General features: G+C 64.3%; 23 protein-coding genes. 9 read left to right on the top strand and 14 right to left on the bottom strand.

Annotated features, from left to right (window positions below; all coding sequences use genetic code 11):
* Positions 1 to 96: 96 nt before the first annotated feature.
* Together glcF and JQ573_RS17335 are read right to left on the bottom strand one after the other, a co-directional pair.
* On the bottom strand, positions 97 to 1,413 hold the full coding sequence (glcF, locus tag JQ573_RS17330; RefSeq protein WP_212313590.1) for a glycolate oxidase subunit GlcF: 1,317 nt from the start codon (positions 1,411 to 1,413) through the stop codon (positions 97 to 99).
* Entirely contained in the window at positions 1,410 to 2,648 is a 1,239-nt protein-coding gene (locus JQ573_RS17335) for an FAD-binding protein (RefSeq protein ID WP_212313592.1), read from the bottom strand. The genes glcF and JQ573_RS17335 overlap by 4 nt, the downstream gene beginning before the upstream one ends.
* Before the next feature lie 315 nt (positions 2,649 to 2,963).
* On the opposite strand from JQ573_RS17335, the gene JQ573_RS17340 reads away from it, so the two are divergent.
* A complete protein-coding gene (locus tag JQ573_RS17340; RefSeq protein ID WP_249131897.1) occupies positions 2,964 to 3,449 on the top strand; it encodes a putative quinol monooxygenase in 486 nt (161 codons plus the stop codon).
* A gap of 52 nt (positions 3,450 to 3,501) precedes the next feature.
* Here JQ573_RS17340 and JQ573_RS17345 read toward each other — a convergent pair whose 3' ends face one another.
* The 3 genes from JQ573_RS17345 to JQ573_RS17355 form a co-directional block, all read right to left on the bottom strand.
* Positions 3,502 to 4,647, bottom strand: a complete 1,146-nt coding sequence (locus JQ573_RS17345) for an acyltransferase (protein WP_212313594.1) — start codon at positions 4,645 to 4,647, stop codon at positions 3,502 to 3,504.
* A 145-nt stretch (positions 4,648 to 4,792) separates the two neighbouring features.
* Positions 4,793 to 5,962: an acyltransferase gene (locus tag JQ573_RS17350; RefSeq protein ID WP_249131899.1), complete on the bottom strand. Its 1,170-nt coding sequence runs from the start codon at positions 5,960 to 5,962 to the stop codon at positions 4,793 to 4,795.
* Between the two features lie 188 nt (positions 5,963 to 6,150).
* Positions 6,151 to 7,644, bottom strand: a complete 1,494-nt coding sequence (locus JQ573_RS17355) for an FAD-linked oxidase C-terminal domain-containing protein (RefSeq protein ID WP_212313603.1) — start codon at positions 7,642 to 7,644, stop codon at positions 6,151 to 6,153.
* A 249-nt stretch (positions 7,645 to 7,893) separates the two neighbouring features.
* On the opposite strand from JQ573_RS17355, the gene cycA reads away from it, so the two are divergent.
* Positions 7,894 to 8,286 (top strand): cytochrome c-550 CycA, encoded by a 393-nt coding sequence (gene cycA / locus JQ573_RS17360; RefSeq protein ID WP_092124037.1) that lies wholly within the window; start codon positions 7,894 to 7,896, stop codon positions 8,284 to 8,286.
* A gap of 155 nt (positions 8,287 to 8,441) precedes the next feature.
* Here cycA and poxB read toward each other — a convergent pair whose 3' ends face one another.
* Together poxB and JQ573_RS17370 are read right to left on the bottom strand one after the other, a co-directional pair.
* Positions 8,442 to 10,178 carry a ubiquinone-dependent pyruvate dehydrogenase gene (gene poxB, locus JQ573_RS17365; RefSeq protein WP_212313612.1) on the bottom strand — a complete coding sequence of 579 codons (1,737 nt, stop codon included), beginning with the start codon at positions 10,176 to 10,178 and terminating at the stop codon, positions 8,442 to 8,444.
* 83 nt (positions 10,179 to 10,261) lie between these two features.
* Positions 10,262 to 11,245, bottom strand: coding sequence for an alpha/beta fold hydrolase (locus tag JQ573_RS17370; RefSeq protein WP_212313614.1), 984 nt, complete (start codon positions 11,243 to 11,245; stop codon positions 10,262 to 10,264).
* 364 nt (positions 11,246 to 11,609) lie between these two features.
* Here JQ573_RS17370 and JQ573_RS17375 point away from each other — a divergent pair, with 364 nt between their 5' ends.
* Positions 11,610 to 11,786 (top strand): hypothetical protein, encoded by a 177-nt coding sequence (locus JQ573_RS17375; RefSeq protein WP_212313616.1) that lies wholly within the window; start codon positions 11,610 to 11,612, stop codon positions 11,784 to 11,786.
* Positions 11,787 to 11,862: 76 nt separating this feature from the next.
* On the opposite strand, the gene JQ573_RS17380 is transcribed toward JQ573_RS17375, so the two are convergent.
* Together JQ573_RS17380 and ykgO are read right to left on the bottom strand one after the other, a co-directional pair.
* Positions 11,863 to 12,537 carry a tetratricopeptide repeat protein gene (locus tag JQ573_RS17380; RefSeq protein ID WP_212313623.1) on the bottom strand — a complete coding sequence of 225 codons (675 nt, stop codon included), beginning with the start codon at positions 12,535 to 12,537 and terminating at the stop codon, positions 11,863 to 11,865.
* A 105-nt stretch (positions 12,538 to 12,642) separates the two neighbouring features.
* Positions 12,643 to 12,768, bottom strand: coding sequence for a type B 50S ribosomal protein L36 (ykgO, locus tag JQ573_RS17385; protein ID WP_002718645.1), 126 nt, complete (start codon positions 12,766 to 12,768; stop codon positions 12,643 to 12,645).
* 460 nt (positions 12,769 to 13,228) lie between these two features.
* Between ykgO and JQ573_RS17390 the strand changes: the two genes are divergently transcribed.
* The 4 genes from JQ573_RS17390 to JQ573_RS17405 all read left to right on the top strand — a co-directional run bounded on the left by JQ573_RS17390 (position 13,229) and on the right by JQ573_RS17405 (position 16,339).
* The gene (locus JQ573_RS17390) at positions 13,229 to 14,113 is read left to right on the top strand and encodes an amidohydrolase family protein (protein WP_097671664.1); all 885 of its coding nucleotides are present in this window, start codon (positions 13,229 to 13,231) and stop codon (positions 14,111 to 14,113) included.
* A gap of 137 nt (positions 14,114 to 14,250) precedes the next feature.
* Complete coding sequence (locus JQ573_RS17395) at positions 14,251 to 15,093, top strand: dienelactone hydrolase family protein (RefSeq protein WP_212313625.1); 843 nt, start codon at positions 14,251 to 14,253, stop codon at positions 15,091 to 15,093.
* Complete coding sequence (locus tag JQ573_RS17400) at positions 15,090 to 15,833, top strand: haloacid dehalogenase type II (RefSeq protein ID WP_212313627.1); 744 nt, start codon at positions 15,090 to 15,092, stop codon at positions 15,831 to 15,833. The genes JQ573_RS17395 and JQ573_RS17400 overlap by 4 nt, the downstream gene beginning before the upstream one ends.
* Before the next feature lie 20 nt (positions 15,834 to 15,853).
* Positions 15,854 to 16,339, top strand: coding sequence for a YbaK/EbsC family protein (locus tag JQ573_RS17405; RefSeq protein WP_212313629.1), 486 nt, complete (start codon positions 15,854 to 15,856; stop codon positions 16,337 to 16,339).
* Between the two features lie 3 nt (positions 16,340 to 16,342).
* On the opposite strand, the gene JQ573_RS17410 is transcribed toward JQ573_RS17405, so the two are convergent.
* The 3 genes from JQ573_RS17410 to JQ573_RS17420 all read right to left on the bottom strand — a co-directional run bounded on the left by JQ573_RS17410 (position 16,343) and on the right by JQ573_RS17420 (position 20,550).
* The gene (locus JQ573_RS17410; protein WP_212313631.1) at positions 16,343 to 16,702 is read right to left on the bottom strand and encodes a hypothetical protein; all 360 of its coding nucleotides are present in this window, start codon (positions 16,700 to 16,702) and stop codon (positions 16,343 to 16,345) included.
* 287 nt (positions 16,703 to 16,989) lie between these two features.
* Positions 16,990 to 19,425 (bottom strand): hypothetical protein, encoded by a 2,436-nt coding sequence (locus JQ573_RS17415; protein WP_212313633.1) that lies wholly within the window; start codon positions 19,423 to 19,425, stop codon positions 16,990 to 16,992.
* 210 nt (positions 19,426 to 19,635) lie between these two features.
* Positions 19,636 to 20,550 carry a LysR family transcriptional regulator gene (locus tag JQ573_RS17420; protein WP_212313641.1) on the bottom strand — a complete coding sequence of 305 codons (915 nt, stop codon included), beginning with the start codon at positions 20,548 to 20,550 and terminating at the stop codon, positions 19,636 to 19,638.
* A 125-nt stretch (positions 20,551 to 20,675) separates the two neighbouring features.
* Here JQ573_RS17420 and JQ573_RS17425 point away from each other — a divergent pair, with 125 nt between their 5' ends.
* Together JQ573_RS17425 and wrbA are read left to right on the top strand one after the other, a co-directional pair.
* Positions 20,676 to 21,374: a pirin family protein gene (locus tag JQ573_RS17425; protein ID WP_212313643.1), complete on the top strand. Its 699-nt coding sequence runs from the start codon at positions 20,676 to 20,678 to the stop codon at positions 21,372 to 21,374.
* A 91-nt stretch (positions 21,375 to 21,465) separates the two neighbouring features.
* Positions 21,466 to 22,065 carry an NAD(P)H:quinone oxidoreductase gene (gene wrbA / locus JQ573_RS17430; RefSeq protein ID WP_212313645.1) on the top strand — a complete coding sequence of 200 codons (600 nt, stop codon included), beginning with the start codon at positions 21,466 to 21,468 and terminating at the stop codon, positions 22,063 to 22,065.
* A gap of 68 nt (positions 22,066 to 22,133) precedes the next feature.
* Here the strand turns inward: wrbA and JQ573_RS17435 are convergent, their stop codons facing one another.
* A complete protein-coding gene (locus JQ573_RS17435) occupies positions 22,134 to 23,315 on the bottom strand; it encodes a GNAT family N-acetyltransferase (RefSeq protein WP_249131901.1) in 1,182 nt (393 codons plus the stop codon).
* 36 nt (positions 23,316 to 23,351) lie between these two features.
* On the bottom strand, positions 23,352 to 24,311 hold the full coding sequence (locus tag JQ573_RS17440) for a cupin-like domain-containing protein (RefSeq protein WP_212313649.1): 960 nt from the start codon (positions 24,309 to 24,311) through the stop codon (positions 23,352 to 23,354).
* Positions 24,312 to 24,378: the final 67 nt, after the last annotated feature.

Consider the following 24,378-nt stretch of genomic DNA (forward strand, 5'->3'; position numbering starts at 1 on the left):
CGCGCGATCGCTTCGCGTCTGTGGCAGGGAAGCGCCGGTCCTTCAGTTTGCGTCAGGGCAAGGCTGGGGTCCGGATCATGCTCGAATGGCAGTCGATCAATTCAATCCTGGCCGGGGACCTCCTGTCGCCCAATCGAGAAGCTCAATCGTGTGCACCACAGGAACTGACGTACCGCCGGCAATCTGAACCATGCAACCAATATTGCCCGCAGCGATCATGTCCGGTTTGACAAGCGCAATATTGGCGACCTTGCGATCGCGCAATCTGCTCGCAATGTCGGGCTGGAGAATGTTGTAGGTCCCCGCCGAACCGCAACACAAATGGCTCTCAGGCACATCTTTCACCACGAATCCATTCTTGGAAAGCAATTCTTTCGGAAGTTGAGTGATTTTCTGTCCATGCTGCAACGAACAAGCCGAGTGATAGGCGACGGTGATGTCGCCTTTCTGCGTTGAAGGCGCGAGCTCGAGGCCAGCGAGATACTCGGTGATATCCTTTGCCAGCGCCGAGATTCGCTCGGCCGGCTCGGCGAATGTTTTGTCCTCGCGCAGCAGGTAGCCGTAGTCCTTGACGACTGTCCCACAGCCCGAGGTCGTCACCAGAATGGCGTCGAGCCCGTTCTGGTCCGCTTCCCTTTGCCACACCGTGACGTTGGCCCGCGCGCGCGCCAGCGCGTCAGCGTCCTGTCCCATGTGATGGGTCAACGCGCCGCAGCATTGCTCGTCCTTGACCAGCACCACCTCGACGCCGTGCCGGGTCAGTACGTTGATCGCAGCCTGATTGATGCGTGGCGCCAGCACCTGCTGGGCGCAGCCCTGCAGCAGCGCGACCCGCCCACGCCGACGGCCGGTCGCCGCAAACACGGTTCCCGCAGCCGGACCCGGCGGCGGCAGGCTGCGCGGCGCGAGCGCCAGCATAGCCTTGATCCGCCGCAGCAGACCCGGGCTCGCCGCGCCAACCGAAGGCGTTGGCAGCAGCGCTGTGAACGGACGGGCGAGCCCGGCCAGGATCATGCTGATCCGGAACAGGCCCGGCCGCGGCAGCACGAAGGCGAGTACCGACCGCAGCAGCCGCTCGGTCAGCGGCCGCTCGTAATCCCGCTCGATCCTGACCCGGGCCTGGTCGACGAGGTGCATGTAGTTCACGCCCGAGGGACAGGTGGTCATGCAGGCGAGGCACGACAGGCAGCGGTCGATATGCTTGACCACGTCCGCCGTCGGCGGCTTGTCCTTCTCCAGCATCTCCTTGATCAGGTAGATGCGGCCGCGCGGGCTATCGAGCTCGTCGCCGAGCAGCACATAGGTCGGACAGGTCGCGGTGCAGAAGCCGCAATGCACGCAGGCGCGCAGGATCTTGTCGGCTTCCTTGATGTCGGGATCGGCGAGCTGCGCCAGGGTAAACTCGGTCTTCATGCCCCCCCGCCTCGAATCATCCGGCCGCGGTTGAGGACCGATCTCGGATCGAAACTCGCCCGGACCCGCTCGCCGAGTGCGGCAAGCCCGGCCGGCTGCGGCTGGAACACGTCGACCGCACGGCGCACATCCTCGACGGCGCGGATCAGGGTCGCGTGCCCGGCGACCGCCTCGACCTGGCCGCGGACCAGCGCGGCCTGCGCGTCGCCATTGGGCGGCACCGCGGCCCAGATCAACCCGCCGCCCCAATCGTAGATCACATCACCGCCGGTGGCGCGCGACAGCGCCTGGCCCAGCGCGCCGCCTGAAGCCGGCGGGCAAACGATGCGCCACACCGGCCAGGCCCCGAGCGCGCCGTTCGCCGCGAACGGCAGCACGTCGCGCAGCGCGCTCCAGATCGCAGCTGAGGCGTCGTCAGCGAGGCTGTCGACCGTTCCATAGGACGACAGTGTCTGGCTCAGCGAGGCCGCCCGGTGCGCCGCCGACGCCGAAATGCCCTCAAGCCGCACCAGCGTGACCGGCTGGCCGGAGGCTGCCAGGCCGGCGAGCGCGCCGGTCCCCGACCGCAGCGCCGAACCGGGCAGGTGCGCGGCGCCCGATACGTCGAAGGGCGAACCCAGCGCTGCCGTCATCGCCTTGTTGGCGGTGACGTCGTCGAGCCCGCGTAGCACCAGCGTCCGCTCGGCTTCCGGCTTCGGCATGACCTTGAGTGTCACTTCGGTCATGACCGCCAGCGTGCCCCAGGAACCGGTGAGCAGCTTGCAGAGATCGTAGCCGGTGACGTTCTTCACCACCCGCCCGCCGGTCTTGAAACTGTCGCCGAATCCGGACACCGCGTGCGCCCCGAGCAGGTGATCCCGGGCGCCGCCGGCCTTGATACGGCGCGGACCGGCAAGGCCGGCGCCGATCATGCCGCCGATCGTGCCGGCTCCCGCGCTGCCGAGCAGCACGGACATGTCCATCGGCTCGAAGGCGAATTGCTGGTTCTTGGCGTCGATCAGGGATTGCACGTCGGCGAGCGGCGCGCCGGCCTGCACGGTGATGATCAGCTCGTTCGGCTCATAGGAGCTGACCGCGTTCAGCACCGAGACGTCGAGCACCGCATTGGTCGCCATCGGATGGCCGACGGCGCGTTTCGATCCATGACCAATGACCTCAAGCGGCTGCTCGCTGGCGACAGCGGCGCGCACCACCTCTTCGACGTCCTGGACGTCTCTGACTTTCAGCGTTTCCACCCGCTAGGCGGTAACGAAATTCGGCGCCGAAATCAAATGCGACGAACCCCACCGTCGCAATGCCGACGGAATGGCCCGGGAGCGGGGCTTGCCGCCCGACAATGGTGGGAACGGCGGTCGGGCCACCCTGCTCGAGGTTTTGGCCACATCGCGCCTCCTGCGCTGGCGGAGACGTAACACTTCGACCGACGTCGAACCATTTTCACGACATCGACATTTCGACCGTCACCTAACCGAGTGCGCAACGCGATCCCCTATCCGTCGCATTGCGGTTCGGCCGGCAAGACGGTTGGCGCACTTCATCTGGAGGCGATCATGAAACGTTCGGACGTCACGACCACGACGATGATGCTCACCCGACGATCGGCCATCGGCTCGCTCGCCGCGATCATGACGATCGCCGGCGTCTCGCCATGGACCGGATCGCAAGCGCGATCGGAGCAAAGCAACGGAGGAATGCAAATGAAGCACTATGCTATGAGCACGAGAACCATCAGCGATGCGATCAACACATCAGGCCTGCTGGTGGTGGCGCAATGGGAAGCCAAGGAAGGCCAGGCGGACAAGGTCGCGGCAATCCTCGACGGCTTCCTGCCCGAGGCGCAGAAGGACCCCGGCACCAAGCTGTTCCTGATCGGCCGCGGCAAGGACAATCCGGCGCAATTCCTGTTCTACGAATTGTTCCAGGACGAAGCGGCGTTCAAGGCGCATGCGGAGAGCGCCTACTTCAAGACCTACATCGCGGAGCAGGCGCTGCCGCTGCTCGCCAAGCGCGAACGGACGCAATACGTGCTGCTGTAAGACGGTGCCGCGGGAGGGCTTGCGATGCAGGTCCTCCCCCTCCGATGCAATATCAGACCGACGCGCGGCTGCCGTCGAGCGTCGCACCCAACTCGATCCGCTCGGGCGATTTGCGCCAGAAGGCTGCGATCGAAATCCGGGAGAGCACCGCCGCCTCGATCTGTTCGACCTGCGCCCTGAGCCGAAGCGCATGCTTCTCGACGAGATGCCAGGACACGAACGCGACGCCGAAGGCAATCGGCAGGCTGATCAGGATGTTCAGATACCAATGCTGAACCGGGGGGCCCAACGCCGCAACGCACTGCTGGACGACCACTCCGTAGAGATACATCCCGTACGAGTAGTCGCCGGATGACACGATCCAGCTTCGCGGCTGGTTCATGAGCCCCAGATAGCTCGCGACATACGCGGCGGGCCCAACAATAAACGCATCGGTGTATCCAGTGGCCATCCCGGCCGCGCAAAGCATCAGCGCGAGCAGGAACGCGGTACGGTTGAACGGGACCTTGTCGCGCCAGAGATAGAAGCCGACACCTGCAAGGAAGCAGAACACGAGCAGCGGCGGACGAAGGTGAAGAAATTGTAGGTCCGAATGGTAGATATCGTGCCAGGCGAAACCGATCTGGGCGAACACCAGAAACGCCAGATACAGCACCCTGTTGAAGCAGATCGTGGTCACGGCAAGCAGCGCCAGGATCACGTAGCACCACAGCTCATATAGGACCGTCCAAAGCTGCGCATTCACCGCAAAAGGTACCGGATTGTGGAGAAACACGCCCGGAAGCTCATAGTGGATGTCGCCGACGATATTGTGGAAATAGGCGTAAAATTTCGGGTCCGCGAAATACTGCGCGAGGGGAAGCGCAGTGAAGATCGGGCCGATGATGATGGCCGAGAGTGTCGTCTCGACCGCAAGCGCGGGCACAATGCGAAGCACGCGCAGGCCGAGAAATGAAATCAGGCTCTTGCACCTCAGCAAACTCGCCGTCACCAGAAACCCGCTCAAGGCGAAGAAGAGCGCAAGGACCATTGCGCACCCGATGCGGATGTGGCCCAAGACCTCCATCGCCCGGTCGATCCCAAAGACGACGTTCACACTGTGCAGGCAGATGATGGTGGCCGCCAGCGCGAGCCGCAGATAGTCGAAGCCTGTGGGCCGATGGCGCGAAAGAGCCAACTGATCGGCCAGGCTGAACATAGGTTGCATTGCGCTTCCGAGACAACTACATCATCAGAAACTATCCAGCAACAAACTAACAAGATATGAACGCATAGCGTGTATGTCGGAACGGACGCAATCTAGGCGTCGCGTCTCCGAATTCGCAGCAAGCAATGGTTAAGGGTTATCGGCCGGAAAGGACGATCGGTCGAGCCGGATTGATCGGCCCCGGCTGGACGACAGCCTCTCGTTCGGCCTGCTCGGCCTGGCGCCCGAATCCGAGGATCGAAATCCTGGAGAGCATCGCTGCTTCCAACCGTTCGACGGCATCTCTGAGCCGCAGCGCATGTTTCTCGACGAGATGCCAGGACGCGACGGCGACGCCGAAGGCAAGCGGCAGGCTGATCAGGATGTTCAGATACCAGTGCTGAACCGGCGGGCCGATCGCGGCAACGCACTGCTGGATGACGAACCCATAGAGATAGAGCCCGTAGGAGTAATCGCCTGACGACACGATCCAGCTCCGTCGCGGGTTCATCAGGCCGAGATAGCACGCGACATAGGCGGCCGGCACCGGAGCCAGCGCGTCGCCGCGTCCCGTGGCCATGCCGGCGGCGCACAGCAACAGCGCAACCAGGCACGCCGTGCGGTTGAACGGCACCTTGTCGCGCCACAGGTAGAAGCCGACACCGGCAAGGAAGCAGAACACCAGAAGATGCGGGCGAAGCTGGATCGGCACCTCTTCCCAGCGGTAGATGTCGTAGCTGGCCAGCCCGACCTGAACGATCACCAGGAACACAAGGTACGCCACCCTGTTGAAGCAGATCGTGGTCACCGCGAGCAGCGCCAGGATGACGTAGCACCACAATTCGTACGGCACCGTCCACAGCTGGGCATTCACCACGTCCGGCAGCGGATTGTGCTGGAAGACGCCCGGCAGCTCGTAATGGATGTCGCCGACCATGTTGAGAAAATAGGCGTGGAATGTCGGGTCGGCGACATACTGCGCCAACGGCAGTTCGGTGAACACCGAGCCGATGATGACGGCCGACAGCGTCGTCTCGACCGCGAGCGCGGGCCCGATCCGAAGCACGCGCAGGCCGAGGAAGGAGATCAGACTCTTGCACCGCTGCAGGCTCGCCGTCACCAGGAAGCCGCTGAGCGCAAAGAACAGCGCGAGGATCATCGCGATGCCGATGCGGAACGAGCCCAATATTTCCAGCGCCCGGCCAAGCCCGAGCGTCACGTTCAGGCCGTGCAGGCAGATGATCGATACCGCCAGCGCAATCCGCATGTAGTCGAAACCTGCGGGCCGATTCCGCGAAACCGCCAGCTGATCGGCCAGGCTGGGCATCGATGTGGTCCCGAAGACATGCATCTTGGGAAAATACCGAGGAACAGTTGAAGGTCGTGTAAACGGTGGCCGCCCGCAATTGCAGCTACGCGCAACGGCAGCCGTGACGACCTGCCACAGCCATCGCGGCAAGCATCGGTTAAGGTTATCGGCTGGCTAGCGCGATCGATCGAAATGTATCGATCGCCCTAAAACCGCGGGATATCCGGGAAAGCCAGCTTGCCGGCATGGACATGGACGCGGCCGAGCTCGGCGCAGCGGTGCAGGGTGGGAAACACCTTGCCGGGGTTGAGCAGGCCCTGGGCATCGAAGGCGCATTTCAGCCGCTGCTGCTGGTTGAGGTCGATCTCGGTGAACATTTCCGGCATCAGGTCGCGCTTCTCGATGCCGACGCCATGCTCGCCGGTGAGCACGCCGCCGAGCTCGACGCAGCAACGCAGGATATCGGCACCGAACGCCTCCGCCTTCTCGATCTCGCCCGGCTTGTTGGCGTCGTAGAGGATCAACGGGTGCAGATTGCCGTCGCCGGCGTGGAACACGTTGGCGACGCCGAGGCCATATTTCTCCGAGAGTTCGCGGATCCGTGCCAACGCCTTCGGCAACGCGCCGCGCGGGATGGTGCCGTCCATGCAGAGATAGTCCGGCGAGATCCGCCCGACCGCGGGGAATGCCGCCTTGCGGCCGGCCCAGAACAGATTGCGCTCGGCCTCCGAGGTCGAGATCTGGCAGGAGGTCGAGCCGCAGCCTTGCGCGATCGCCTCGACCCGCTTGATCAGCTCGTCGACCTCGACCTGGGGACCGTCGAGCTCGATGATCAGGAGCGCCTCGACGTCGAGCGGATAGCCGGCATGGACGAAGGCTTCCGCGGCGTGGATCGCCGGCTTATCCATCATCTCCATGCCGCCCGGGATGATGCCGGCGCCGATGATGGCAGCCACGCATTCGCCGGCCGCCTCGACCTCGGCGAAACCGACCATCAGCGCGCGCGCCGTCTCGGGCTTCTGCAAAATGCGCACCGTGATCTCGGTGATGACGCCGAGCAGCCCCTCCGAGCCGGTGATGATCCCCATCAGATCGTAGCCGGCATTCTCGGCCGACTTGCCGCCGATGCGCAGGATCTCGCCACTCATCAGCACGATCTCGCAGCCCAGCACGTTGTTGGTGGTCATGCCGTATTTCAGGCAGTGCACGCCGCCGGAATTCTCCGCGACATTGCCGCCGATCGAACAGGCGATCTGCGACGACGGATCGGGCGCGTAGTAGAAGCCGGCATGGGCGACCGCCTGGCTGATCGCAAGGTTGGTGACGCCGGGCTCGGTGACCACCACGCGGTTGTCGAAGTCAATCTCGCGAATGCGCTTGAACTTGCCGAGCCCGAGCAATACGCCGTCAGCCAGCGGCAGCGCGCCGCCGGACAGCGAGGTGCCGGAGCCGCGCGGCACCACCTTGATGCCCTGCTCCTGGCAATATTTGAGGACCTTTGCGACCTGCTCGGTGGTATCTGGCAGCACCACGACCATCGGCGGCTGCCGGTAGGCGGTCAGGCCGTCGGATTCATAGGCCAGCATTTCGGCGGCACTGTCGATCACGCCCTCGCCCGGGACGATTGCGCGCAAGGCGGCGACGATTTCGGCGCGGCGGGCAAGGACGGCCTGATCGGCCGCCGGCATCATGATGGACATCGGTGTTCCCTCGGCGCGCTCGGCGCTTTGCGGATTTGTTACGACAAATCAAGCACGTCTGCATCCTGTTTCAGCCGCCCTGTTTCAGTCACCCGGCCGAAGGTCGGATTGCCCCGCCCCGCATTGCCGAGTTCTCTCTCGGACAAGCGGACGGCCATGAAACCTGTCAAAGTTTCGTGGCTTGTCCTGTCCAAGCCGGACATGCCACAAACCAAACGCTACCCCCCGGGACGAAACGAAGAGAACCCCATGAACCTAAAGACCTTGAGCGCGCTGGCGGTCGTCACATCGCTGGCCACCGCATCCTCCGCGCTGGCGCAGGATGCCGCCGCCGGCAAGACCTCGTTCAACAAATGCCTCGCCTGCCACGCGATCGGCGAAGGCGCCAAGAACAAGGTCGGCCCCGAGCTCAACGGCCTCGACGGCCGCCATTCCGGCACCGCGCCGGACTACAGTTATTCCGATGCCAACAAGAATTCCGGCATCACCTGGAACAAGGAAACCTTCCTCGAATACATCAAGGATCCGAAGGCCAAGATTCCCGGCACCAAGATGGCATTCGCCGGCATCAAGAACGAGACCGAGGCCAACAATCTGTGGGCCTACGTGTCGTCGTTCGACAAGGACGGCAAGCAGAAGTAATCGGCGGTATCGGACGTCGTCCGCCCTGCACCAAATGCCAGGGCGGACGGGGATGGCTTTCTTCGAATCGCCATCCCCTTCTGGCTGTCTGATTTGAGCATGATCTTTTCGGAAAACCGCTGCGCACTTTTCCGGATCATGCTCTGCTACCGCGATCAGCGCGGCAACAGATTGGTCTTGGCGAGATCGACCACCTCGTCGCCGCGGCCGCTCATCACGGCGCGCAGCACCCACAGGCTGAAGCCCTTCACCTGCTCGAGCGTAATGGTCGGCGGCATCGACAATTCCTGTGTCGCGGTCACGACGTCGAGCACGGCCGGGCCGTCATGCGCGAAGACGTTGCGGATCGCGCCCTCGAGCTCGCCGGGATCTTCCACCCTGACGCCGTGAATGCCCATGGCGCGGGCCATCGCCGCGAAATCGGGATTCTTCAGATCGACGCCGGTCTCGATGAAGCCGGCGGCCTTCATCTCCAGCGCGACGAAGCCGAGTACGCTGTTGTTGAAGATCACGACCTTCACCGGCAGCTTCGCCTGCGTCAGCGTGATCAAATCGCCCATCAGCATCGCAAAGCCGCCGTCGCCGGACATCGACACCACCTGTCGTCCCGGCTGCGCCGCTTGCGCGCCGATCGCATGCGCCATCGCATTGGCCATCGAGCCGTGCACCCAGGAGCCGACCAGTCGGCGGCGGCCATTCATTTTCAGATAACGCGCGGCCCAGATCGTCGGCGTGCCGACGTCGGCGGTGAACACCGCCTCCTCGGTGGCCTGCTCGCTGAGCAGGCGCGCCAGATATTGCGGATGGATCGGCTTTTGCCCGGGCTTGCCACGGGCAAGATCGTCGAGGCCGGCGCGGGCGTCCTTGTAGTGCGCGAGGCTGGCGTCGAGAAACTTGCGCTCGGTCTTGACCGTGAGCTTCGGCAACAGCGCGGCGATGGTCTCGCCGACGTCGCCGACGATGCCGAGATCGAGCTTGCAGCGGCGGCCGAGATTTTCCGGACGGAGATCGACCTGGGCGATGCTGATGCCGGTCGGGAAGAACTGCTTGTAGGGAAAATCGGTGCCTAGTATCAGCAGCACGTCGCAACCGTGCATCGCGGCATAGCCGGAGGAAAAGCCGATAAAGCCGGTCATGCCGACATCGTAGGGATTGTCGTACTCGACATATTCCTTGCCGCCGAGCGCATGCACGATCGGGCTCTTCAGCGTCTCGGCGAGCTCGATCAGGCCGTCATGCGCCCCGGCGCAGCCGCGGCCGCAGAACAACGTGATGCGCTTTGCGCCATTGAGCAGCGCGGCCAGCGCGTGCAATTCAGCCTCGGCCGGGCGCACCACCGGCACAGGCGGCAGCAGGCCGGCGTTCGGCGCGATGTCGCGCTTCGGCGCCGGCCGCATCGCAACGTCGCCCGGCAGCACCAGGACGGCAACGCCGCGCTTGCCGACCGCGGCGCGGATCGCATTCTCCAGCATGTAGGGCAGCTGCGCCGGATCCGACACCAGCTCGCAATAATGGCTGCATTCGCGGAAGAGGTCCTGCGGATGGGTCTCCTGGAAATAGCCGCCGCCGATCTCGGCCGATGGAATCTGTGCCGCGATCGCCAGCACCGGCGTGCGGCTGCGATGCGCGTCGAACAGGCCGTTGATGAGATGGAGATTGCCCGGGCCGCAGGAGCCCGCGCACACCGCAAGGTCGCCCGTGATCTGGGATTCGGCCGCGGCCGCGAGGGCCGCGACCTCCTCATGGCGCACATGCAGCCAGTCGATCGTACCGCGCTTGCGCAGCGCCTCGGTCAAGCCGTTGAGACTGTCGCCGACGACACCGTAGATGCGCTTCACGCCCGCCTGGGCGAGGGTTTCAGCGATGAGGTCGGCGATGTTGTCGATCCGCATGGGGCTTGTCCTTTGGGTGATATCTGTCGAGCCGCGCAGCCGCATGATGTTCGGCAGGCTGCAACCGCGCAAGCCTCACCGGATCACAGATTCGCGGGGACAGTCTTGTCCGCTGTTGCTGCCGGTTGGACCAACCGGTCGGCCATCGCCTCGATCTCGGATGCGACGAGATCGGGCGCCGCGTACTGCACCATGTGGCCGACACCCGGCAGCACGATGAGCTTCGCGTTCGGCGCTGACGCAGCGAGCGGCCGCGAATGGATTCCGGTCGAGACCGTCTTGTCGACGTCGCCCGAAATGATTGACAGCGGCGCCTTGATCTCCGCATAGCGCGGCGCCTGCTCGACGACGGCGGCCTTCAGCGTGACGAGGTCGCGCGCATTGGCGATGAATTCGCGCGGGCGCAGCAGGAGCAATGTCTCGCTGTCGCGGACGAAGTCGGCCGGCATCGGCTGCGGCGCGAACACGCCGCGCACGCCTGATGTCGTGACGAGATAGCCGAGCGGCAGCGTGATTGTGTGCGCCAGCAACGGCCCGATCAGCGGCGTCGAGATCACATCATTGTAGCGGCCGGCACCGCCGCGCCAGGGATAGGCGACGGGGGCGAGCAGCACGAGGCCCGCGACGCGGTCCGGATGATCCAGCACGATGCGCAGGGCGAGCGCGCCGGCCCAGGAATGCGCCACCACGATCGCCCTGATGACACCGAGCCTCGTCAGCGCCTCCGCGATCATCCGGCTCTGGATTGCCGGCGTCGAATCCGCGACGCGCGCGCGCGTGCTCCAGCCATGGCCCGGCCGGTCGATCAGGATCACCCGGCGTGTTTTGGCAATGCGCTCGCCGAGCGGCTGCATTGCGCGGAGATTGGAGCTTGCGCCGTGCAGCATCACGACCGGCGGCCCCGCGGCATCGCGCGGGCCGAGTTCGACCACATGCAGCCGCGCGCCGGATACCTCGATCATGCGGCCCCGAGGCGGAAAGGCCCCCTGAATGAGGATGGCGCCGATTTGCGTCGCCAGGGCCAGCGCCAGCCCGGCGGCCACCAGCGCGATGATCGCGGTTAACATCGAGGGGATCCGGAAGATCTTGGGTAATTGGAGCGTCTTGGGCACCTGAAAATTACGACGAAGCCGAAGTCAGGTTTCGCGTCGATTTGCCCGCAGCCCTGGGATGCCCTTGTTCGGAAAGCCAATTTTCGGTTGTCCGGTTCGCGCCCAAGGCGCAGTTGTCCACAATCCGCCCAGCCTGTGGATAGCGGGTTCATCCCACCGTCATTAGTAATTCCATAGATTGCCGGTGGCAATTTCGCCATCAGAGGCGAGGCTTCATCGAAACCGGGACGCTACCGGGATCCTTCTTGGCTTGTGCACTGTATCCACAGGAACCTGCGTCCGCACGACGAGTTCAACGGGAAGTAATCGGAGGAGTACCATGATTTCCGACCCTAACGATGCGGCCATCGATCAGATCGTGGCAAGCTGCAATGGCGACCTGCGCGGCGCCTTGAAGGCACTGTTGCTCGTGAATGAGCACCTGGAGGCGGAGCTTCAGCAATTCTATGCGGCTGTCGCCCAGGACAGCGCATCCCGCGGCAAGTTCCTGCACTAGTCTCCTGCGCCGGACCGTATCGCGAGCAAGCATCGAGCTCGCGAGCAACGCGTCCCCTCGCGTCAATCGCACGCAATCAGATGTCGCGGCCTTCGACCTTCTCGGTCAGCTGCTTGACGATCTGCGGCACCTTCTCGAGGTAGGGATCGACAGCCAGCGCCTTGCGGAAGGCGTCCAGCGCGCGCTTGTCGTCGCCCATGTCCTGCATGATCATGCCGACACCCGCCAGCGCGCCGAAATGGCGGGGCTCACGGGTCAACACCTGCTGCAGGTCTCCCAGCGAACGGACATAGTCGTTCTTGAGATAATAGATCGTCGCGCGCCGGTTCCAGGCCTCGACATAGTCGGGCCGGAGCTTGATCACCGCGTCCAGAAGCTTCAGCGCCACATCGATATTCTGGGCATCGAGCGCGGCCTTGGCGCGCACCATCAACAGCGCCGCGGTATCGCTCGGGGTTTGCAGCCACAGCGCCCAGATCCGCGCCTCGACGTGGCGGGCGCTGTCCTCATCGGGCGCAGCCTTCAGCGCACCGAACAGGAAATCCAGCCCTCGGGTACGGTCGGCCGGAACCTTCGGCAGCTTGGTCGGGGCTTCGGGCAGTTTCTTCTGGGCCTTCGGCGGCGGGACCACCCGCGGATCGTCCTGCGCGGCGGCCGCGACAGGCATGGCCAGGACCGGCACGGCAAGCAGCGCGGCGATCAGGATCGCCAGCCGGCGGCGGTTGGTAGGCCCAAGGAAGTTGAATCCCATGGCCCGAAGTCTAGACGCACAACGCCGCGCTGCAAAGCAGCACGGCGTCAAAGACCTGTGAAAGAGATGTGTTGGGATCGGCGCAATCGGCCGACCCGCGCCGGATCAACCCTGGCGCGCCTTGAAGCGGCGCTGGACCTTGTTGATCACGTAGACGCGGCCCTTGCGGCGGACCAGACGGTTGTTGCGATGGCGGCCGCGCAGCGACTTCAGCGAGTTACGGACCTTCATGGGACAATCCTGTTACTTCGAAAGGCCCGTGTTGGAGGCCGTACCTGATCAATGCCAATAGATGGCAAAATGGGATTATCCCGACAAGCGGCCTACCGCGCGGGACGGCCGGGTTCTAAGCCATCAGACCGTTAAATGTCAACCGAGATGGGCCGATTTTCGGCCATATCCCGACGTGAAACCCGTGTCGGTCATCCCGCCACGCCATTGAGATCACATCAGAAACGGCCACCGCCGCGATATCCGCGCCAAGGCACCGTCCGGCCACAACGCCCCGACGGTGGCCTCACGGCCGCCGAATCGTGCTCGCGCGCAGTAGGCTCGCCCCACCGAAGGACGACTTCACGGCCGCACTGAGCCCGCACCGCCATCGCCTTCGATCAACTCAGACCGCTTGCGAAAATTGTTATATCATATAATCATTTTCCATCACCAACAAACACGCCCCCGGGGAAGCCGAATGCCCAAGCTCAAACTGCCCGACATCGAAAAGGTCACAGCGATCGACATCCACACCCATGCCGAGGAGCCGTGCGGCATGCATGGCGACGACGGCTACGACGATTTCCAGGCGCAGATGGCCGACTATTTCAAGTCGCCGCACAAGCATCCGCCGACCGTGCCGGAGACCGCGGCCTATTACCGCGCCAAGAACATCGCCGCGGTGATCTTCCCGGTCGACGCCGAACGCGAGACCGGTTTCCGCCGCTACAAAAATGAGGAGATGCTGGAGATCGCCTCCGATCATCTCGACGTGCTGATCCCGTTCGTCTCGATCGACCCGCACAAGGGCAAGCTCGGCGTCCGCGAGGCGCGCAAGCTGATCGAGGACTACGGCGTGCGCGGCTTCAAATTCCATCCGACCATGCAGGGCTTCTACGCCAACGACCGCATGGCCTATCCGCTCTATGAGGCGATCAACGAGGGCGGTGCGATCGCGCTGTTCCACACCGGCCAGACCGGCGTCGGCTCGGGCATGCCCGGCGGCATGGGGATGCGGCTGAAATATTCCAACCCGATGTACATGGACGACGTCGCGGCCGACTTTCCGGACCTCAAGATCATCCTCGCGCATCCCTCCTTCCCCTGGCAGGAAGAGGCGCTCTCAGTCGCGACCCACAAGCCGAACGTCTATATCGACCTGTCCGGCTGGTCGCCGAAATATTTCCCGCCGATCCTGGTGCGCTACATCAACTCGATTTTGCAGGACAAGATGCTGTTCGGCTCGGACTGGCCTGTCATCACGCCGGACCGCTGGCTCGCCGACTTCGCCAAGCTCGACATCCGCGAGGAGATCCGGCCCAAAGTCCTGAAGGCCAACGCGCGCAAGATTTTGGGGATTTAGAGCATGATCCGGAAAAGTGCGAAGCGGTTTTCCGAAAAGATCATGCTCAAACAAGGAGATGAGATCATGATGCGATTCCGTGGAAGCGCATCATGATTTAAGGGAGTATCGTCGGCCGCACGCTTGCGGGGCGGCCGATGACGAACCGGGCCGGACTTGCCACCCTCCTCGCCGTGCTCCTGGTCGGGAGCGCGGGCGGCAAGCCTGCGGCGGCAGCCGAAGCAGCTTCCGTGCTGGTCGAGTTCGAAAGCCCGCTCAACAACGCGCAGCCGTTGCAGGGCCTGTTGCGCCGGCCGGAGCGACCGGGCCTTCTGCCCGCGGTGGTGTTGCTGCACGGCTGCAGCGGGCAGTGGCGAGAACTCGACGAGCGTTGGGGCAAACGGCTCTCGGCCTGGGGCTATGTCACGCTCACAGTGGACCGGTTCGGTCCGCGCGGCATCAGCAACACCTGCACCGGCGATGCCCCGGCCGCAACAGTTCACGACGCCTATCGCGCGCTGAGCTTCCTGAGCCGGCAATCCCTGGTCGATCCAACACGCATTGCCGTGATCGGCTTTTCGCAAGGCGGATGGCTCGCATTGCTCTCGGTCGAGCGCGGCGCGATCGAGGTCAACGCAACGGAAAAATTCCGCGCCGCCGTCGCCTTCTATCCGCGCTGCCTCGGCATCAAGGGCAACATGACCGTGCCGACCTTGATCATGGTCGGCGAACTCGACGACTGGACGCCTGCGCAAGAGTGCCGGAACCTGGCGGAAGGCCGCGATGATGACGGCATCTCGCGGCAGCAGGGCCTTGGCTATCCGATCGAGCTGATCGTCTATCCCGGCGCCCATCACGATTTTGACGAGCCGCAATATCGCATACCGGGGCGGCTGCTCGGTCATCACCTCGAATTCAACGAGCACGTCCGCGATCAGTCCATCGACGCTCTCAGGAAATTCCTGTATGCGACCATTGGCGGACAAGAGAAAACTCAATGACCATCAAAGCGATCGTCTTCGACGCCTATGGCACGCTTTACGACGTCCAGTCGGTGGCCGATGTCACCGAGGATGCGTTCCCCGGCTATGGCGACATCATCACGCAGGTTTGGCGCATCAAGCAGCTCGAATACTCCTGGCTGCGCACGCTGATGCGGCGCTACCAGGATTTCGCCACAGCGACCCGCGATTCCCTCGCCTACACGCTGCGCTGCCTCGGCCTGCAATATGACGAAGCGACCTTTGGGCGCATCATCGACAAGTATGAGCATCTTGCGCTGTATCCGGATGCCGTCGCCGCGCTCGAGGCGATGAAGGGCAAGAAGCTCGCGATCCTCTCCAACGGCAGCCCTGCCATGCTGAACGCGCTGGTGCGCAATTCCGGCCTCGACCGCCTGCTCGATGCGACCATCAGCGTCGATGCCCACAAGGTGTTCAAGCCGGCGCCCGAGGCCTACACGCTGATCGAGGAGGTGCTGAACGTGCCGCCCGCGGAGGTCCTGTTCATCTCCTCCAATCCGTGGGACGCCTGCGGCGCCAAGGCGTTCGGACTCAATGTCGCCTGGATCGAGCGGGTGACGCCGGAAGCGATGGCGCTCGCCTGCGTTGAGAGCGAGACGGTCGCCCCATTGACGATGTTCAAGGCCCTGCGTACCCAGATGGACGAGCTCGGCGTGGTGCCCGATCACCGGATCCACGGTCTGTCCGAACTTCCTGCCCTGGTGTCTGCCAGATCCTGACTAGCAAGGTCCTGAATAGTATGAGCCTCGCCTCCGTCCGCGCCTTCTTCGCCGAGAAGGCGCCCGACATCACCGTGATCGAATCCGCCGTCAGCTCCGCGACCGTCGCCTTGGCGGCGGAGGCCTATGGCGTCGAGCCGGCGCGGATCGCCAAGACGCTGAGCCTGCGGGTCGGCGACCGCGTGGTGCTGATCGTCGCCGCCGGCACGTCGCGGATGGACAACAAGAAGGTGAAGGCGGCGTTCGGCGGCAAGCCGAAGATGCTCGGCCTCGACGAGGTTGCCGACATCACCGGCCACGAGGTCGGCGGCGTCTGCCCGTTCGGGCTGAAGACGCCGCTGCCGGTGTATTGCGATGTGTCGCTGAAAGCATTCGACGTCGTGGTGCCGGCCGCGGGCTCGACCCACAGCGCGGTCCGCATCACGCCCGAGCGGATGGCCGAACTGACCGCGGCCGAATGGGTCGATGTCTGCGAAGTCAGGTCTCGGACAGAAGTCAGTGCGTAGACACTAATCCTCATCATTGTCGGGCCGCAGTGGCGCAACCGGGGCCGGCTGCATCTGCTGCGGCGCGTGCGGCCGCTGCATCGTCTGCGGCTGCGGTGCGCGCCCCTGCGTCTGTGCCTGTTGTTGCGCATTCGACTCGAACACCGCACGGCAGGAACTGCCAAGCAGCGCCGTGTTCTGCCGCAGGCAGGCGACGATCCGGTTGGTGTCGGGTATTTGATCGCTGCACAGTCGCATCACGTCCGGCGTACATGCCATCTGCTGTTCCCAGGTGCCGCGATACTCCTGCGACAACGCAGGCGCGGCAGTGCCGAGGCCGCTGATCGCGATCGCTAAGCTCAGGACAATTCGCTCCGTCTGCATGCCCAGTGCCCTTGTTCGTTGAGTTCGATTCGTTGAGTTCGATTTCGTCCGCGCGCATGGGTTCCGCGCGGCGACTTGCTTCAAAAATGGCAAATGAATGCGGCCAAGGATCGTTCGCGCAGACAACAAAATGTGAAGGCCAATAAGCCCAAGTTCCCGTCCGCATGATGCAGGAGCGGGATGCTGAACTCTAGCTCCCGCGTGTCGCAGCCGATGCGCTTTACCTCGCCCCGCGTGCGGAGAGAGGGAGCGCAGTGCCGGCGCGGTCGACCTAATCTCGGTATGCTTTAGTGCTTGCGCGCCGCCTTACGCGTCTTTCCGACCGACCGCTTCCTGGCCGCGCCGCGCTTGGTCGCGGTCTTCTTGCTGGCGGCTGCGCGGCGGACCGGGGCGGCGGCTGCGGGACGCTTGCGCGGCACGGCCTTCTTGACCGCCTTCCTCGCCGAACTCTTGGCCGCTTTCTTGGCTGCCTTCTTCGCGGCTTGCGGGCGCGCGCGCCGCGCCGTCGACACACTCCGGCGCCGCGCTCCGCCTCCCCCGACGGGAACGATGTGGTCGTCCGCATCGAGTGTGAGCTGCTGGAGCGGATACGCAGGAAGGAAACTCGGATCGTTGTAGAGCTTGCTCAGACTGCCCTGATCGAACTTGCCGCCCTGCCCGCGATCTTCACCCGCACCGGCGCGCCAGGCCGCTTCCCAGACCCGGGCCAGCGTCTTGGCGCCGTCCTGCATGCAGGCCGCCGTAGCATCCTTCAGCTTCGACCACATCACGTCGACCTGGCCGTTGCCCATATGCGAGTTGAACAGATTCACGATCGTCATCGGCGGCAGCCGCTTCACGGTTCGCTGCATCAGCGCGACCACGGCGACCGCAGCGTCGCGGCCGGTCGGCGTGCCGCCCGCAACGATCTCCGCGACGTCGCTGGTCCGGGCGTCGGGGATCATCTTGATGAGATCCTTGCCGTGGCGGCCGATCATCGTGGTCTCGTACACGCTGTGCACCTTGGCGTGCGCCTTGTCGTTCAGATCGAGGCCATGGTGGAATTGCGAGATGTGCAGTGGCTGGCAGGCATCGCCGATGTAATGGGCGACGATTCCCGCGGAGCAGACGAACTCGAGCTTCTTGTTGGCGGCGGCATATTCGACCATCTCGTCGAAGATCTGCCAGACCCGGAACGGCAACGCGCCGCGGCGGTCCTCGCCGATCCCTTCGTAATAGTCATTCCAGACTTTCGGATCGACGTTGCGCGTGGACTCGGCGCAAAGATCCAGCAGCGTCTTGCCGTCCTTGCCCGGCTTGTCCATGTCGGCGAAATGGTTGCTCTCGTCGGTGTGCCGGGTGAAGCGCCAGACCAGGTCGGCGACGTCGGCCAGCGGCGCGAATGCGCCGCGCTGATATGGCTTGAGGTCGGCAAGCAGCTTGTCGTCGAGGCCGATATTGTCGGAATTGGCGTCCATCATGCTCGAGAGCTTGGGAAGCTTCGCATCGATCAGGCCGGTCGCATAGGCGCCGATCTTGACGTGTCCCCATTCGCCCCAATACTCGGTGTGGCCGGCATTCCAGTCGCCGATCAGCTCGACATCGAGCTCGCGGCACAGCGTCGCCATGCAGATGCCGAGCGCGACCTGCATCGGAATCTTGCCGCCCGATCCGAACAATTCCTGGCCGCCCCATTCCAGCGCCAGGGGACTTAGGATGCGCGCGCCGCTGGCGTTCTTCTTCGCATCCGGATCGTCGAGAAACCAGATCGTGCCGGAATCGCCGGGGTAGTTGTTGAGCGGCGTATCGCTGTCGCGCGGACCGATCACGAAATCGCTGACATATTCCATGCCGCCGACGGTCTTGTAGCGATAGAACAGGCCGATGATCTTGCCCTTCATCAATCCGCTGGTCGCACCGAAGGCGATCAGCGGCTGGTCGATGATCTCGAGGCGGAAGGTACCGACATTGAGATCGACGACGTCGCCGACCTGTCCGACGCCGTAGACCTGCGCGGTCCAGCCCTTGACGTCATCGACGCGGATCAATCCGGCATCGAGATTGGCCACCACCCGCGCGCCGGGCCAGCCGGGATAGACGTCGCTGAAGGCGCGCTTGCCGAGTTGCAGCGCATCGCTGACGCCGAGACGCCGTTCCGTGTTCTTGAAGCCGGCGAAGATCTCGCGCCCGGCCGCGCCGACCACGTGGCGGTTGGAGAGCGCAAACACGGTCTCGCCATTGGTGACGAGACAGCCGATCGAGCCGCGATGGATCTTGCCCTGGATCATGGTCTGGACCGGAAAGCCGCCGCCAACCAGATCGCTCTTGAACACCGGCGGATCGACGACGCCGGGGCTGTCCTCGTTCGGATCGACCTTGACGACGCAGGTGGGCACGACGCGCCCGTCAGGCAGATACAGGAACGGAGGCACCAGCTGGTCCTGCTTCTCCGGATGGTTCTTCAGCTCGGAGCGCTTCATCCAGTCCCGGACAAAGACGAGGATGCAGGGCCACGACCAGTCCTTGACCGACGAATTGAACAGCGTGCGCGGTCCGAGCGCCTGCGGCTTGGAATGGTGCCGCCGTTCGGTCGCGTTGCGGTCGCTGTCGCGGATCAGATAACGGCCGATCGCCGTGGCGTAGACCGATTGCAGATGGGCCAGATGCACGTGATAGGCCTCGCGGGCATCGAGCAGATCCTTCACCGACAATGACGTGAAATCGTGCTTGGTCAGGTCAATCATCTGGTTCCTCCGAAAATGCGCTTTGCGGCAACAGGTTCAGGACGCAGAAATAGACGATCGCGGCGGCCCACGATCATGGGTTAGTTCACACAACTTATACAATTTAAAAGGGATGACACGAATGTGACGGGTCGCGCGGCCTTCAGCCGCGTGTGCGGTGCCGACTACTTCCGGTGAGCGCGGCTCTCTATTTCCGCAGGGCGCGGCCTTTTACTTCCGCTGGGCGCGGCCTTTGGCGAAATGGCTGGCGAGGAAATCCGCCAGCACCTCGACGCGGGCGGGACGCGGGCCGCCGGGCGGGGTGACGAGATGCACCGCGCCTTCGGGCTGCTTCCAGCCTTTCAGGATCACCTCGACCTCGCCGCGTGCGATCGCGTCGCCGACGATGAAGTCGGGCAGATCGGCGATGCCGAGGCCGGCGAGCAGCGCGGGCATCACGGCCTCGCCATTGTTGACCCGCAACTGGCCGGCGGGACGCACGCTCGCCTGTTCGCCAGACGCATTGGTGTAGTGCCAGACGCCCTGGGTCGAGAGGTAGGCGTAGCCGAAGCATTTGTGCTCGGCGAGATGCATCGGATGGGTCGGCCGGCCGTGGCGCTTCAAATAGGACGGCGCCGCCACCGTGTAGCGCGGCATGCCGCACAGCCGCCGCGCGATCAGCGAGGAATCCGGCAGCCGCGCGATGCGCAGGCCGGCATCAAAGCCTTCGCCGATCAGATCGACCGTCGCGTCGCTCAGATGCAGATCGATCGCGACCTCCGGATAGGCCTCCATGAATTCCGGCAGCAGCGGCGCCACCGTCTTGACGCCGAAGGTCATGGGCACCGCGAACCGCACCAGGCCACGTGGCGTGGTCGATTGCGCCAGCGCCTCGCTTTCGGCGGCCTCGCCGTCGGCCAGCAGCCGCGCGGCGCGCTCCGACAATTTCTGGCCGGCATCGGTCAGCGCCAGCCGCCGCGAGGTGCGGTTGAACAGCCGCGCGCCGAGCCGCTCCTCGAGCCGGCTGACCGCCTTCGAGACCGTCGCCTTGGACAGCGAGAGCTCGGTCGCGGCCGCCGCAAACGACCGTAATTCCATGACTTTTGCGAAGATCGCGAGCGCCTCGAAGTCCGGCAGTTTCGACATGGGCCGCTGTCCTGATCGTTCAATTTGGAAACAATGAGTTTCAATAGTTTCTATTTCTATACCACAGCCGGAGGCATATCCAAGGGTCAACGAGATCGAAATCAACCTATCAAGCGGAGTAACACATGATCGAACTCAGACCATTCGCAGAGCTTGGCGGCGCCGACCACGGCTGGCTCAAGGCGAAGCACCACTTCTCGTTCGCGAGCTACTACGATCCCGCCAATGTCAGCCATGGCGCGCTGCGCGTGTGGAACGACGACGAGATCGCGCCCAACTCCGGCTTCCCGGCGCATCCGCATGCCAACATGGAGATCATCACCTATGTTCGCGAAGGCGCGATCACGCACCAGGACTCGCTCGGCAACAAGGGACGCACCGAAGCCGGCGACGTGCAGGTGATGAGCGCCGGTAGCGGCATCCGTCACTCCGAGTACAATCTGGAACCGTCCAAGACCAAGATCTTCCAGATCTGGATCGAGCCGACGACGAAGGGCGGCCACCCGACCTGGGGCTCGAAGCCGTTCCCGAAGGCGGACCGCTCGGGCAAGCTCGTCACCATCGCCTCCGGCATCGACGGCGACAACGACGCGCTGCCGATCCGCGCCGATGCGCGGGTGCTCGCCACCACGCTGAGGGCCGGCGAGAGCGCGGAATACGCCGCCGACAAGGCCCGCCACCTCTATCTGGTGCCGGCGGCCGGCAGCATCGAGGTCAACGGCGTGCGCCTCAATGCGCGCGACGGCGCCGCGATCCGCGATGAAGCCAAGCTGAAGATCACCGCGCTCGAGGATGCCGAGCTCGTGCTCGTCGACGCCGCCTGATCACCACTCACCCTGCATGCGCGGACGAACGTCCGCGCATGCTCCTCCCCCAAATCATCTTCCCCTACCTCAACCCCCAAAGGAGGCCATCATGGCCAAGGTTCTCGTTCTCTATTACTCCGCCTACGGTCACATCGAAGCGATGGCGAATGCCGTTGCGGAAGGCGCGCGCGAAGCCGGCGCAACCGTCGATATCAAGCGCGTGCCCGAGCTCGTGCCGGCCGAAGTCGCGAAAGCCTCGTACTACAAGCTCGACCAGCCCGCGCCGATCGCAGAGATCAACGACCTCCCCAATTACGACGCGATCATCGTCGGCACCGGCACCCGGTTCGGCCGCATGGCTTCGCAGATGGCCAACTTCCTCGACCAGGCCGGCGGGCTCTGGGCCCGTGGCGCGCTGAACGGCAAGGTCGGCGGCGCCTTCACCTCGAGCGCGACCCAGCATGGCGGCCAGGAGACCACGCTGTTCTCGATCATCACGAACCTGTTGCATTTCGGCATGACGGTGATCGGACTGAACTACGGCTTTGCCGGACAGATGAAGCTCGACGAGGTCACCGGCGGCGCGCCCTACGGCGCCACCACGATCACCGGCGGCGACGGCAGCCGCCAGCCCAGCGAGAACGAGCTCGCCGGCGCGCGCTATCAGGGCCGCGCAATCGCGGAGGCTGCCAGAAAGCTGCACGGCTAAGCTTCGCGGCTTGCTACGAGGCAAATGCGATCGGGGCGGCATTCTCATTCGGGAATGCCGCCCTTCGCTCAGTCGTCCTCGCGCGAGGGCATCGACTTGCCGAGCGCCTGCTTCAGCCGCGCGGTGAGCTCCGGATAGTAACGCAGCGCCAGCACGGCGCGGTCCCGCAGCGCGTAGGGCTGCCCGCGCCAGCTCAAGGGTGCGCTGAGATCGACCAGCGGCGTGCGCTGCGGTCTGAACCGCCGCTTGTAGGTGTAATTGCCGATCGAGAAATCGAACTCCCGCACACCGTCCTTGTGCAGCGCTTCGATGGTGCGATCGATGATCAGCCGGCCCGGCGAACAGGCCGACCATTTCTCGCCCGCATGGCTGATGCGGATCATGACGTAGCGCGAGCCGGTGCGGACGCCGAGCAGCGTCGCCACCACTTCGTCGCTGGTCGCAAGTGCGGTCATGACCGCATAGCCGCGCGCGGTGCCTTCGCGCACCAGGTCGCGATAGAAGGCGGCGCAGTCCGCATTGTCGAGTACGTAGTTGAGCCCAAGACCGTTCAGCCGCGCGCCCTGCTGCACTTCCGTGATGGACAGAAGGTCCAGCGCCTCGCCGGTATCTGTGGCGACCCTGAACGCCGCGGACGGCTCACGCGTGAACACGCGCCAGCTCCGTCCCAATTCCTTGCGAACCTTCCGGTTCAGCTCGTAGCGCCAGGCGTTGTGGTCGTCACCGATGGTCAGCAGATTGCCGTTGACGACCGATGGTCCGATGCCATCGAGCAGCGCCAGCGGGTTGGATCGCGTCGCGAGCTTGACCGGCATCTTGCGAAAACGGATCAGATCGGCTCCGCCGGGCGCTTTGCGCAGCGCGGCCTGCAAATCACGCCAAAACTGCCATGCGGCGACGTCGTCGCGCGGTGCGGCGGGGCCGAGGATCGGCGCGTTGAAGTCGGTGAGGTTGAGGTCGGCGAATTCGACAACGCGGAGGCTGCCTTGCCGGTGACAGATCAGCGGCAACAGTGCAGCCCGCTCGCCGGTCGCGGCATCGCTGACGATTGCGATCAGCGGCTCGACACCGTCGGTCGACGCGAAGGCCCGGTACCATGACGCATACCATTGCGGATGCTGGAACGCCGTGAGCGGCTCGAACGCGCCCCAGCGGGCGGCGGCATACGCCCAATCGGAAACCAATTCGACGCGATAGCCTACCGCATAGGAAGCGACCCGCGCCCCGAATTTCTCAACCGCTGTCGTCAAGACCGCCATTCCAGCACCTGCTACCGGCAAGCCCGCTTAGGCCGCCTCCAACGCCGCCTTGGGCGGGTCCTTGGGCAGGTCGACGATCTTGCCGAGATCGCTCTCGTCGAGGCGGAAGTCGATCGCGCGCCGCACGGCGCGTTCGCGCTTCACCCATTTGCCGTCGCGCAGCAGCTTCTGCATCACCTGCTTGGCGAAGAAGGTCGGGCCGCGGATACTGCGGCTACGCGGCGTGTAGCCGAAGCGATGACGCAGCATGCCGTTGGCGAGATGCAGGATCTGGGCGCGGCGGATGTCGTCGTTCACATAGGAGATCGTCATCGAGATGTTGACGGTGTCGAGGTTCTCGACGCGGTGCGGCGCATTGAGCGGCCAGTTCAGCATCTGGCCGGGTTCGAGATCGATCACCTGCGCATGCCAGTCGTACCAGGGCTCGTAGGGGATATCGACCTCGACGTCGAACAGCGCGATGTTCTCCAGATGCTCGGGCCGGATGAACGGCTGCGTGCTGGGATAGATGTAGACCCGCTTGCGGCCGGCGATCTGGACCAAGCCCTGCCCCGGCAGATCGGCGTGGTAATAGACCTGTGCATCGGGCGACGAAATCAGGATGCCGGCCTGATGGGCCGGCGCATCGAAACCGGGAACCTTGGTGGCGATCTCGCCGAACATCCGCTCGATCATGTCGCGGTAGCGGCGATCGATCGCGGTGACGTTGCGCAGGTTCAGCCACAGGCCGCCGCGCGAAATCGCCTCGATCACCTGATGGCCGCGCAGCCTGCCGATCTCGCCCTCGCGCCAAACCCGGCTCGACCCCTTGGCGCCGGTCTTGACCAGGCTGTAATGCTCGCGCGGATAGTGCTCGATCAGCTTGGCGAGATCGTCCATCGAGAACGCCGGCTGCTTGTGCATGGTGTGCTCGAGCCGGATCGGCTGACGGCTCCAGAGCCTGGAATGGTTGTCATCCCAATTCGCAAAGATCTTGCCCGTCGTCATGGTCGCGCTCCTGGCTGCGCCGTTTCGCTTCATCCGATGTCCCGTTCCGGGACGAGCTGGCAGCTCT

Origin of the sequence: Bradyrhizobium sp. AUGA SZCCT0105, from assembly GCF_018129565.1 — a bacterium.
Lineage (GTDB): Bacteria > Pseudomonadota > Alphaproteobacteria > Rhizobiales > Xanthobacteraceae > Bradyrhizobium.